The following is a 13,859-nucleotide window of genomic DNA, read 5'->3' as shown; positions in this document are numbered from 1 at the left end:
ACTAAACGAATGAAAAATTTTCAATACAAAGGATGGCTAGTTGCTTTTTTCTCAATACTTATCCTTACAGGTTGTCAAGAGGATGATATTGAATTTGGTGATATAACTACACCAACAAATTTAACAGTCAGTTTTAATATTGTTGGGCAAGATACAGATAACCCCAATGGGGATGGTTCTGGCTTGGTGGAATTTGCAGCTTCAGCGGATAATGCAATCACGTACCGTTTTGATTTTGGAGACGGTACTGAAGCTGATGTCGCTCCTAATGGAACAATCACACATAGATTTGTACAGCAAGGCTTAAACACATACAATATCACTGCCATTGCATCAGGCACAGGCGGTGTAACTACTTCCTCTGTTGTGGCTGTACAAGTGTTCAGTGCCTTTGATGATGTTGAGGCACGTTCGTTCTTAACTGGAGCAATGACCACACAAGACAATGATGGTAATCTTACCATTGATAATTCTCAATCCTATACTAAGACTTGGTATTTGGCGGCTTCTGAGCCAGGTCATTTAGGTGTTGGGCCGTCTTTGGATTTAGATCTTCAGATTTTTGGTACACCAACACAGTTTTATTTCCCTGCATTTTTTGCTGCGACACCAAATAATTTCTGTGATGACTTCGCCGATCACTGTTTGTGTAATGATGAATTAACGTTTAGTATCGATACTAACAATGAAATGACATATCAGCTTAACAATAATGGTCAGACTTTCTTCAATGGAGCGCATCAGGCTATAGTTGGAGGGCCGGGCGGTGAAGACTTGTGTTTGGATTTTGATACTTCTGGAACAAGTACAGTAACCTTGGCGCCGGGTGATACAGACTGGTCACTAGTTCCTGACCCAAGTTTCGAAGCTCGTGCTACACAACTTAATTTTTCAGATGGCGGTTTTATGGGCTATTATGTAAGCTCATCAACGTATGAGATTATTGAAATTACTGAAGATTTTTTATATGTGAGGACTATTGATGGTTTAGACCCAGCTTTAGCGTGGTATCATAAATTTTCAACTACACCTCCAGGTGCCGATTCTGACGCTGATAGACTTTCAGACATAACCATTTATAATAATCTGACTTGGGAGGACGATTTTAATACAGATGGTGCACCAGACCCATCTCGTTGGACCTATGACATTGGTACTGGTGATAATGGTTGGGGAAATGGAGAAGCACAATACTACACAGACCGCGCTGATAACGTAATAGTATCTAACGGTAATTTAGTAATTACGGCGAAATCAGAATCCTTTAATGGTAGTGCTTATACGTCCGCTAGAATAAAATCTCAAGATCTGTATGAATTCACCAACGGTCGGGTAGAGATCAGAGCCAAGCTTCCCGAAGGACAAGGCACATGGCCTGCGCTTTGGATGCTGGGTGCAAACTTCCCAGAGGTCGGCTGGCCAGTTTCTGGAGAGCTCGATATTATGGAACAAACCGGGCAAGATAAATCCATTATAAAAGGAACGGCACATTATCCGGCAGTTTCGCCTGGTACTGGTAACACAGCAGATGCACCTATAGAAAATGCAACCTCCGAGTTCCATATCTATTCACTGGAATGGACACCAGAAGCGATTTATTTTGCTTTGGATGATGAGATATTCCATACGGTTCCTAATAATGCGGACCTACCATTTAACGCAGACTTCTTTTTTATTATGAACGTCGCTATGGGTGGTACCCTGGGTGGCACTATTGCTACTGGCTTTGATGAAGCTACCATGGAGGTTGACTATATCAGGGTTTACCAATAATAGGATGAACGTTAAACAAAAACGTTAAAAAGATTAACAAAATCTGTTCGGCGTTGTCTAGGGTCTAGTTATTATTTGCAAGCGACATCCATTAACTATTTGCAAGAACAGTGTATTTATAGGTATTCTGAAATAAAATGCATGATTAATTAAGAATAATGCATTAAAATAATATATAGTTTGAAGTAATCTTATTAACTTATAAGACTCCTCAAATTTTGTTTAACCTTTTGACTAATCAAAATAATGTTTGTGCCTATATCAAACATTAAACTAATAATCAAACATTAGAAATAACTGAACTATGAAAAACGCACTTCTAACAACGCTTTTTCTCTTTATTGGGTACGTGTCGCTTTCCCAATCCCAAAACATCGAAGTTGTTGAAAGCAATGGTGGATTTACACTGATGGTCGATGGGAAACCATTTATGATTAATGGTATGAATTGGGATTATATACCTATAGGAACAAATACAGTCAATGCTAAGTTTTGGGAAAAATCAGATGATATCATCAAAGCAGGTCTAGATACAGAGATGTCACTACTCAAAAATATGGGTGTTAACGTTATCCGTCAATATACTGGTGTGCCTGCAAGATGGATTAAATACATCTATGAAAACTATGGTATATATACAATGCTTAACCATTCTTTTGGGCGATACGGATTGACCATTGATGGTGTTTGGACACCAGTAACTGATTATTCCGACCCAAAAACGCAAGAATTGTTGTTGTCCGACATGAAAGAATTGGTGGATGAGTTTAGAGGTACGCCTGGACTATTGATGTTTCTACTCGGTAATGAAAATAACTACGGATTATTTTGGGCGGGTGCTGAAACAGAAGAGTTTCCTGATGATGAAGAAGAGAAAAAGTTCATTGGTGAAAATCGTGGTCGTCCTATGTACCGTTTAATGAATGAAGCGGCTAAGCAGATGAAAGCTAATAATGCTAATGTCCCAATTGCGGTATGTAATGGCGATGTGCTATTTATTGATATAGTTGCCGAAGAATTTACGGACGTAGATATCTATGGTACTAATACCTATAGAGGTGTTTCTTTCACGGATTTGTTCGATACGGTAAAGGAAAAATTAAATATGCCATTAATCCTTACAGAGTTTGGGTCAGATGCCTATAATGCTAAAGAGAATAAAGAAGATCAAAAAATGCAAGCCTATTATATGGTAGGTAATTGGAAAGAGATTTATCAGCACGCCGCCGGTCTTGGAAAAACAGGCATATCTCTTGGAGGATTTACATTTCAATTTAGTGATGGTTGGTGGAAATATGGTTTTAATGATCGTAAATATGCCGATCAGCACGATACTAATGCTACATGGCCAAACGGAGGATATGCCATTGATCTTGAGCCTGGTGAAAATAATATGAATGAAGAATGGTTTGGAATTACAGCTAAAGGACCAACTAATGAACGGGGTTTATACGAATTATATCCAAGAGCTGCCTATTACGCTTTAAAAGAAGCGCACAAACTCAACCCCTATGAAGATGGTGTAGATGCAGCATTTGTCGAAAATTATTTTAATAACATTAATCTTATGGAGGCTGTTCTCAAGGCTCGTGGCGACAAGGCTGCATTGGGCGCTGGCGGTGCAGGCAAAGTGAGGTTGAGTAATCTTAGGGCAGAATTTACAACATTTAATACAGGTGGTCGCTTAATAACTACACCAGATTCTCCAGACCCAGATTCAAACCAATTCCCAGATCAATTGGGTTTCGACCATATGCAATCCTATTTTTTTGGTGTTGAAGGAAACCCTGCTCCCAATATGAATGCAGAAATCAATTTTAGCGTTTTGGGCAATATAGCAGGTAATCCTATAGATGAAATATTCTATGAAAATAGAGGTCGTCCAATTACTGTTGAAGGTGAAGATGGTGAAATCCTTATCACTGACCCAAATAGAGTACAAGTGTATAATGCCTCATTTGATTGGGATGCAAAAGATTTTGCGTTGAGAGGCTTTTACAGAACAGGACATTACCACTGGGGTTATGAAGGTGACTTTTTCGGACTTTATCCTGAAGCAAACTATGGCCCTAACTTAGATATTTATAATGGCGAAATCCTGGGAATGGAATTTGATGGCAAACGTTCCTTAGAGGGATTTAAAGCTGCTTATGGGTCTCAATTATGGTGGGGCGCTAACCCAGCTGTTCTTTTAAAATACAGCAGAACCATCGGAAAGTTTGATGTCACTGGTATTTTTCATGAAGACATTGATGATCAAGGACAAATTGTTTCGTCTAACGCCATACCAATGCCTCGTACAAGACGTGCTTCACTTCATGTAGAACGTGAGTTTGGTAAAGTTGGTGTAGAGCTTGGAGGACTTTGGGGTGGTCAACCCCTTAATGGGCGTGAGTTTCAATTTACTGAAGGTGGGCCAGGTAATTATACTGTGTTTACTGATCGTGTTAACGAAAAAGACAATTGGGGAGCCAAAGCAAAGTTTACATATTCGGGTGGCAAGTTTAATTTCTATGCTCAAGGTGCAGCGATGGGTCTTGTGGCGGCCGGCGGTGGAGATTATACGCAAACCTTTACCGGATGGCGCTTAAAAGATAGCGGTAGCGGTAACCAAACCAACTTTTTAACAGGGTTTACCTACAACGTTGGTAAATTTCAAATTGCACCAAACTTTTTATGGCAAAAGCCAATTGTTGGCCCTATGCCTAATGATGTACAAGCACCTGGCCGTTTAAGAAATATATTAGATGATCCTTTCTCCGTAAGAGGCAATAGGGAAACCACAGCTGGAGAAATATTATTCACCTACGATCCTACACCAGGAACATGGATGTATGAGTGGGATAATGACCGTTCAGAGGATGCGAAATTCGCCATGAATTTAGGTTTCGTTTTTAGACATCATCCTACTGCTCAAGATGCGGCTATTGGTTTTTTGGATAATAGAACACTTATTGCCTTTCCGGGATCCGCGCCAGCAAAAGATTTATGGGAGGTAAATTCTAGGGTTGTATCAAAAGTAGATTCAGACTTAGGGCTTATTGCTAATTTTTACTTCGGTAACGCACAAGCCAGAGGTAGTGACCCCAGAACTATTGAACGTTTTGGATCGGATCTTAGGGTACTATATAAAAAATGGAAAGTCGAATCCCATTTTAAAGTTAACGATTGGGGGCCTTTTGATTATCATCGTGATTTTAACCTCACGTTTCCAATGCAGGCTATGTTAGATCTTTCAACAAGCATTGGTAAGCCAGATTGGTTTATTCTTCCGAGTACAAAGGTTGGTATTAGAGGGACTTGGAGATCCCTAAACGAGTTTTCTCCAAGATATAGCCCTAATAATGCAGCACCTTTTGCCGATGCACCAATTATTGATCCTACAGGATTTGATTGGGGCAGTGAGTGGGAAATTAGAACATACGTTCATATAAACATAGGTAAGTAATGAGAAAATATAATATGAAAAAGTATAGCAAAGTTTCAGTACCTGTGATGATTTTAGGTCTGATGTCGGTATTGTTTTTTGGTTGCGAAAGAGAAGTGTCGGATGATGTGGAGTTTGCCACGTTTTTCAAAAACGGAGAGGTATTTATTGATGGCTTTTCTGCGGGTCTAGATTATTTCCCTTTTGTGGATGCGGGTGCTGACCCGGAAGCGTTTTCTGTAGTTACAGATGATGTATTTGAGGGGTCATCAGCCATGCGCTTTGATGTGCCTTCTTTTGGGAATGGTTTTGTCGGAGCGACATTTAATACAACGGTAGCTAGGGACCTATCAGGTTTTGATGCCTTAACGTTTTATGCCAAAGCCTCACAAGCGGCAACTATTGACGCCATTGGGTTTGGAATTTCTGGTGAAACAGGCAATAAATTCCAAGTCACAAAAAATGGATTAGAGGTATCTACAAATTGGAAAAAATATATTTTACCTATACCAGATCCTTCAAAATTAATTAACGAGACAGGTCTGTTTTGGTTGGCTGAAGGGGCTTCTGCACCAGGTGGTGAGGGGGGTTATGTTTTATGGTTTGACAATATTCAATTTGAAAGATTGGGAACAGTGGCTCAACCACAACCCAAAATATTTAATGGGGAAGACCTTTCGGAACAGTCCTTTACAGGATCTACCATAAATGTTACTGGTCTTACACAAACGTTTAATACAGCATCGGGCGAAAATGTTACAGTTAACGTGGCACCATCTTATTACCAGTTTATGTCTTCAGATGTTGATGTAGCTAGAGTTAGTGAACGTGGCGAAATTTCAATAGTCGGTGTAGGTCAGGCAGAAATTACTGCTCTTTTGGGTGGTGTATCGGCTCAAGGCTCACTTACACTAGATGTTACGGGGAACTTTCAAGGTGCTGAGACACCACCAAGTAGAGACCCTGATGATGTCATCTCTATTTTTAGCGACGCATACACCAATGTAAACGCTTTAAATTTTGCAGTATTCAACGATCAGAATGTACAGATATCTACCCAAACTTTTGGGGGGGATCAAATTGCTAATTATGATAACCTGTCGTTCGTAGGGCTTGGTTGGGATGGTACAGTAGATGTTTCTAATATGACACATTTGCATATTGATGTACAATTGAAAGACCCAGCCAGTGCAAGTTTAATTGTAGAATTGATTGACTTTGGAGCAGACAACTCGGACGGTGGCGGTGACGATACCGGCGGTGGCTCGGTCGTTACCTCAAATTTATCTCTAGGAGATTGGGTTGGAATTGACATTCCATTAGATGCTTTTACACAGGCCACTGGAGGCGGATTTGCGGGTTCTCCTAATCAGAATAATATTGCTAGGGTAGTATTGGTGTCTAACGGCGGTTCCTTTGCAGTTGACAATATCTACTTCTACAGAAATTAATTTTTTTACGCTATGAAAAGAAACAAGAAATACATGAAAGCAATAACCAGAACATTAAGTTTATTGGCAACTTCTTTACTCATTTTAGTAATGGGTTGTGAATTTAATGATGACGAACAAACCGTGGCTGAGTTCACCAATTTAGTACTTGCTGAGGAGTTTGATACTGATGGCCCTCTAAATCCTGATATCTGGACATTTGATATCGGAACAGGACAAAACGGTTGGGGAAACAATGAACTTCAATATTATACCGATAGACCAGAAAATGTAACGGTGCAAAATGGTTTTTTAATCATTACTGCGCGTCAAGAAAACTTTAATGGCTCTCCATATACTTCAGCAAGAATAAAGACCGATAACCTTTTTGAACAACGTTACGGAAGGTTTGAAGCCCGTATGAGACTTCCGTATGGAAAAGGTATATGGCCCGCGTTCTGGATGTTAGGTGATGATAGAAACGGGACAGAAATCTGGCCACAGATTGGAGAGATTGATATTATGGAATACAGAGGTCAAGACCCTACAATAACTATTGGTAGCGTTCATGGCCCAGGATATTCCGCTGGTAATGCTGTTTCTAAAAGCTATGATTTAGTTAATGATCGTTTTGATACCGGATTCCACGTCTTTGGTATTGAGTGGGGACCAAATTATATTAATTATTATGTGGACGATGTATTATACAATCAAATCACACCAGATGACGTCCCTGGAGAATGGGTGTTTAATGATCCTTTTTATATGATTATCAACCTTGCTGTTGGTGGCACATTTGTAGGATCTCCAAATGAAGAAACCGTATTTCCACAAACACTACTTGTGGATTACGTAAGAGTTTATAAAAGCAACAATCAAAATTAGAACTATGATGAAAGAAATAATTAGAAAAGCGAAACAATTTGCCCTTTTACTGTTGGTCATATCCTTCGTGGGCTGTGAAAATGATGACGCAGAATTACCAAAAGTAATCGCTGGTTTTACGTACACGCTTAATGAAAATACCGGTACGGTAACTTTCATCAATGTTTCAGAAAACGCAAGCGATTTTGAGTGGGCTTTTGGGGATGGAGATAGTTCAGAAGAAATTAACCCTATAAAAACCTATCAAACAGGGGAGTATACTGTTTCACTTACGGCTTCAAATGGAGCTGGTGGTGAAGATACTTTTGAGGATACCATAAGTATTCAAATTCCTTTGGAGATTCAGTTTCCTATTGCATTTGACAATCCTTTGGTTGCTTTTGATGCAACCACATTTGGCGGTGTTGCTTTTGAAGTTGTGGAAAATCCAGATTTATCAGGGTCAAATGCAGTCGCCTCAAATGTTGGTCAAATTACTAATAGTGGTGCTACATTTGAAGGTTTCTTTTTTGAATTAGGCGAAGACCTAGACCTTGCCACTCAGCAAACTATTTCAGTCAATTTTTGGTCAGAAGTACCGGTTGATGTTTTATTAAAATTAGAGCAAGGCTCAGGTCCCGATGCAGAGGTGGTTGCAAGTCACGGTGGTACAGGTTGGGAGATTATAACCTTCACTTTTACTTCAACAGATGCATTTAGCCAAGTAACGTTTTTCGTAGATGGCCTTGGAACAACTGCTGGAACATTCTTTATTGATGACATCACACAAATTGATACCATTAATAATGGAATGATTGAAGACTGTGGTGGAGATTTGATCAATGATTTTGAAACATCTGATGATTCCATTTTTAATAATTTTGGTGGCGGTGTCGGCACAATTATAGACAATGATGAAACTTCAATTAACAGTAGTGCCAAATTAGGCCAGTATGTTAAGAACGATGGGGAAGTTTTTGGAGGAATTACCATAGGTCTAGATTCTAATATAGATTTTAATGCAGGTACATTCTCAATAGATGTAAGATCATCTTCTGTAAGACAATTGCTCTTCAAACTAGAAGGTTTAGGTATTGAGAAAATTTTACCAACTTCAGGTGAAGCATGGGAGACAATAACATATGACTTTAGTGATGTTGCCGGTAATATGGGTGAGATTACGGGTATTACCTTAATAATGGATAATGGTACTGCTGGAGATGGTTCATCGGATTGGACCATTCAATTTGATAATATTAGACTTTGTAGCAATGGCGATACAGGTGGTGATACTGGGTCTATTGAAAACTGTGGAGGCGATTTGGTCAACGATTTTGAAACTGCTGACGATTCCATTTTCAGCAACTTTGGTGGTGGTGTCGGTACAATCATCGATAATCCAGATACTTCTGTAAATATGAGTGCTAAGTTGGCACAGTATGTTAAAGGTTCAGGCGAAGTTTTTGCAGGAATTACTGTTGGATTAAATGCGAATATTGCATTCAATGCAGGTACTTTTTCTATTGATGTTAAATCTTCCGCTGTAAGACAATTACTATTTAAACTTGAAGGTCTGGGAATTGAAAAAATACTACCGACTTCAGGAGCAGGTTGGGAAACCATAACCTATGATTTTGCTGATGTGGCTGGAAACATGGGTGATGTTACTGGTATCACCTTAATTATGGATAATGGTACAGCTGGAGATGGTTCAGACGCATGGACGATTCAATTTGACAATATAAGATTATGTAGTAATGGCGATGGTGGCGGTATGCCGTTTGATGATGGTTTATTGGTGAATGGAGACTTTCAGACTTTAGATACAAACGGAAACGTTACAGAATGGATTCAAGGCGTAGATGACTCTAATCCGGCACCTGTAAGCACGGAAGGTGATAATGTATTCTATTCAATAAATGTTACATCACCAACACCTGGGCAACCTTTTAATATTAACGTAAGTCAAAAAACAGAAATCATAAATGGTGAAACTTATATTTTGGCTTTTGACGCATGGTCTGATGTCAATAGAACTATTGTTGCAGGTATTGGTTTAAGCGGTGGTGATTTTGCAAATAATTCTGAAACCGTCAGCATTACAACTGCAAGAACAAGGTACGAGTTAACGTTATTGGCAAACGGATTTGGTGCGCCAGATGCACGTGTCTTATTTGATTTGGCAGAAGAAGCTGGTGTTGTAAATATCGATGATGTATCGCTTTTCATAGACTCAGGCTCTGGTGGCGGAGGCGGTGGTGGTGGCACCGGTGATTGTCCTGCTCCTCCTGCTGGTGACTTTATTGCGGATGGTGATTTTGAAGCTAATTCTAGCTGTTGGGCTTTATTTGATAATGGTGGATCAACAAGCATATCTTCAACAGTCAGCAACGGAGGTGGTACACGTTCGGGCCAGATCACTAGTGCTACAGGTGCAAATCCAGGTATAAAGCAAGAACGTTTTGGTATTGGCACTGTTATGCCTAACACTACTTATATTGTTTCATTCGACATTAAAGCTGATGCTTCAGATCCACTTGCTGATGGTGCAATACTCAACGCATTTATGTTTTCTGAACCTGCTGATGGCTCTAACGATCCTGCAGTACAACATGTTTTAGTGCAAGCAGATGGAGCCGTATCAACCAATTGGGAAACGAGAACATATACCTTTACAACTGCTGGGAATGTTGGTGGAGGAGTATCATTCCTATTAGAATTGGTGTGTGGCGGTGCAGCAACGTGTGGAGGAACTATAAATATTGATAATGTGTCAATGACCGCACAATAGACCGTAAAAGCATTTTTTTAAACAATGACAACCTTGCAGTTAATTAATTAAACTGCAGGTTGTTTTATACTATATAAGTGAGAATTATTTGATGGAATCAAATCAACAAAAGACATTAAAACCAGATGTGGAATTAGATAATGGAGACCTGCATGAGACCATTATGAAGCGCGAAAAAATCGACGGGGAATATTTCTTTAAAATAACAGACGTCGATGACATGCGCCCGTTTTTTATGAGTATAGTTAGCGATTCCGACCATTGGATGTTTATTTCGAGCAATGGAGGGCTAACAGCTGGACGCAAAAATAATGAGTATTCTTTCTTTCCTTATTACACAGATGATAAAATTACCGAGTCGGCAGAGATAACGGGAAGCAAATCTATTTTTTGGATTAATGGTACTCATCTTTGGGAACCATTTTCAATACGTCAAGAAGGCTTGTATAATACGCAACGAAATTTGTACAAAAACAAATATGGGAATAAGGTCATATTCGAAGAGATTAATCATGACCTCAATCTAACGTTTCGTTATCAATGGAATTCTAGTGACGAATATGGTTTTGTTAAGAAATCACGCCTGATAAATACAGGTGCAAATGGCGTTTCAGTAAAAATGATTGATGGGTTTCAAAACATTATACCATATGGCGTAGAACCAGATACTCAGGTAAGGGTAAGCAACCTTGTCGATGCTTACAAAAGAAGTGAATTGGTTTCGGACGCAGGTTTGGGAATCTATGCATTAAGTGCTATAATCGTTGATAAAGCTGAACCAAGTGAAGCTTTAAAAGCGAATGTAGCTTGGTCTTTAGGACTTCAGGATGTAAACTATTTACTGTCTTCATTGCAACTAAAAAATTTCAGAAAGACCGGTGAGGTCTATCAGGAAGAGGATGTAAAAGCCGAAAAAGGCGCCTACTTTGTAAGTACAGCGCTAGAATTGGATGCAAAATCTGAAAAGCGTTGGATGCTCATAGGTAATGTCAACCAAGACCATTCAAAAATCGCAAATCTCACCAAAGAAATAAAAGAAAATGATGATTTGTACAATGCCGTTAATAATGACATTAATCTCGGAACAGAACGCTTAAATAAACTGAATGCTTCTTCAGACGGTTTACAGCTTACGGCCGATAAACAAGGAGATTCCAGACATTACTCAAACACCCTTTTTAATATCATGCGGGGTGGTGTTTTTGATGATAATTACACTATTGAAAGAGGGGATTTTGATGCTTATATCAAAAATGCTAATAAGAAAGTATACGCAAAGGCAAGTGACGTATTGGCCAATTTACCTGAAACATTTTCTCTACAGCATCTAAAAGAATTAGCTCATAAGAGTGATGACAAAAACTTTAGACGATTATGTTTAGAGTATATGCCACTTAAGTTTAGCCGACGACATGGTGACCCAAGTCGCCCTTGGAATCGTTTTTCAATCAACACAAGGAATGAGATTGATGGTTCCAAGATTTTAGATTATGAAGGCAACTGGCGGGATATATTCCAGAATTGGGAAGCTTTGGCACATGCATTTCCGGAGTTTACCGAGAGTATGATTCATAAGTTCTTAAACGCCACAACGTTTGATGGTTATAATCCTTACAGAGTCACCAAAGGCGGTTTCGATTGGGAAACGATTGAGCCAGACGACCCTTGGTCTTACATTGGGTATTGGGGCGACCATCAAATCATCTATTTATCTAAATTCTTGGAGTTTATAGAAACTTACAAGCCAGGTGTCTTAGAAAGTTATTTTAATTCGGATGCATTTGTTTATGCCAATGTGCCGTACAAAATTAAACCATATAAAGACTTACTTAAAAACCCAAAGGATACTATTGAATTCGATGATGAGCTAGATCATAAAATAAGGGTAAAACGCGACGAGTTAGGTGCTGATGGTGCCTTATTGCGAGACGAAAATTTCTTTATCTGTAAAGTCAATTTCATCGAGAAGATTTTAGCCACGGTTTTGGCTAAACTTTCAAACTTTATTCCAGAAGCAGGCATTTGGATGAACACCCAACGCCCAGAATGGAATGACGCTAATAATGCCTTGGTAGGTAATGGTGTGTCTATGGTTACACTCTATTATTTAAGGCGCTTTTTGGTGGTTTTTGATAAAATGATTGCAAAGGCTGAAACCAATAATGTAGAAATTTCTGAAGAATTATTAGAGTTGTTTAATAGTATCTTTAAAGCTTTTGAAACTCACCATCATCTACTCGAAGGGCAACTATCCAATAAAGACAGAAAAAGTGTCCTAGACCAAGTAGGTCAGGCATCTAGTGACTTTAGGGAGAAAATATATAAAGATTCTTTTTCTGGTCATAAGAAAGTAATTTCAGTTAGTGCTATCCGCAGTTTTATAACTACAACTCAACGCTATTTAGAACACTCTATTGACGCCAACAGAAGACAAGACCATCTTTACCATGCTTATAATTTAATGACCGTGGAGAATGGTGAGGAAATTTCTATAAGCCATTTAGACGAAATGCTTGAAGGACAAGTAGCGGTATTGAGCTCGCAGTATCTTAGTTCTAAAAAAGCACTTAGCGTCTTGGATGCTATGAAAGAAAGTGCACTATTTAGAGATGACCAGTACAGCTACCTATTATACCCTAATAAAGATCTGCCAACATTTACAAAGAAGAATATTATTCCTAAAGAAAATGCTGAACAGTCTAAATTGATTCAAACTTTGGTCGAGGCCGGTGACCGTTCATTGGTTTCAAAAGACATACATGGCAATTATCATTTCAACGGCAATTTCAATAATGCTAATAGCTTAAAAGAGGCTTTAGCTGAATTAGCTTCGGGTAATCATAAGCACTTGGTTGAAAAAGAAGGAAATATACTTTTAGACCTATTTGAAGAGGTTTTCAACCACAAGGCGTTTACTGGTCGTTCTGGCACATTTTACGGGTATGAAGGCTTAGGGTCTATTTACTGGCACATGGTGTCAAAATTAAAATTGGCTGTGCAAGAATGTTGTTTAAAAGCTATTGAAGAAGAAGCTTCAGCCGAAACTGTTGGTCGATTGTTAGAACATTATTATGAGATAGATGCAGGTATAGGAGCACATAAACCACCCAAATTATATGGCGCTTTCCCAACTGACCCTTACTCGCACACACCATTCGGTAGAGGTGCACAACAACCAGGAATGACAGGGCAGGTAAAAGAAGATATCCTCTCACGCATTGGAGAATTAGGTGTAAAGATGTCAGACGGTCAAATTTGTTTTCAACCAAGCTTACTTAAAAGAGATGAGCTTATAATAAAACCAAGGACTTATACCTATTATGACGTAGCAAGCAATTATAAGGAAATTCCTTTGGACGTTGGATCATTGGCATTTACCTATTGCCAGGTGCCAATTATTTATAGTTTGAATAACACAGAAACTATCAAAGTGACAATGCAAGATGGCCGTACAGAACAGTTTAAAGGGCTCTGCCTAAATTCAGAATTGAGCCAGTCGGTATTTGAACGTTTACATCAAATCGAAAAAATTGATGTGCAACTTTCAGAATCAAGATTAAGATAAACACCAATA

At 39.0% G+C, this 13,859-nt stretch carries 6 protein-coding genes; all 6 read left to right on the top strand.

All coding sequences use genetic code 11. The features are described from left to right. Positions 1-9: 9 nt before the first annotated feature. The 6 genes from ACFOSX_RS01450 to ACFOSX_RS01425 all read left to right on the top strand — a co-directional run bounded on the left by ACFOSX_RS01450 (position 10) and on the right by ACFOSX_RS01425 (position 13,850). Positions 10-1,773, top strand: a complete 1,764-nt coding sequence (locus ACFOSX_RS01450) for a family 16 glycosylhydrolase (RefSeq protein ID WP_386096297.1) — start codon at positions 10-12, stop codon at positions 1,771-1,773. A gap of 304 nt (positions 1,774-2,077) precedes the next feature. Further along, positions 2,078-5,221, top strand: coding sequence for a glycosidase (locus ACFOSX_RS01445; RefSeq protein ID WP_386096295.1), 3,144 nt, complete (start codon positions 2,078-2,080; stop codon positions 5,219-5,221). A gap of 14 nt (positions 5,222-5,235) precedes the next feature. Continuing rightward, positions 5,236-6,651: a hypothetical protein gene (locus ACFOSX_RS01440; RefSeq protein ID WP_386096293.1), complete on the top strand. Its 1,416-nt coding sequence runs from the start codon at positions 5,236-5,238 to the stop codon at positions 6,649-6,651. Between the two features lie 33 nt (positions 6,652-6,684). Next, positions 6,685-7,515 carry a glycoside hydrolase family 16 protein gene (locus tag ACFOSX_RS01435; protein WP_386096291.1) on the top strand — a complete coding sequence of 277 codons (831 nt, stop codon included), beginning with the start codon at positions 6,685-6,687 and terminating at the stop codon, positions 7,513-7,515. 4 nt (positions 7,516-7,519) lie between these two features. Then, positions 7,520-10,285 (top strand): carbohydrate binding domain-containing protein, encoded by a 2,766-nt coding sequence (locus ACFOSX_RS01430; protein ID WP_386096289.1) that lies wholly within the window; start codon positions 7,520-7,522, stop codon positions 10,283-10,285. 91 nt (positions 10,286-10,376) lie between these two features. Then, complete coding sequence (locus ACFOSX_RS01425; protein ID WP_386096287.1) at positions 10,377-13,850, top strand: hypothetical protein; 3,474 nt, start codon at positions 10,377-10,379, stop codon at positions 13,848-13,850. Positions 13,851-13,859: the final 9 nt, after the last annotated feature.

Source organism: Winogradskyella maritima (genome assembly GCF_042650215.1).
Taxonomy (GTDB): Bacteria; Bacteroidota; Bacteroidia; order Flavobacteriales; family Flavobacteriaceae; genus Winogradskyella; species Winogradskyella maritima.
Note: the sequence above shows the minus strand (reverse complement) of the source record. Positions and strands in the feature narration are given on the sequence as shown.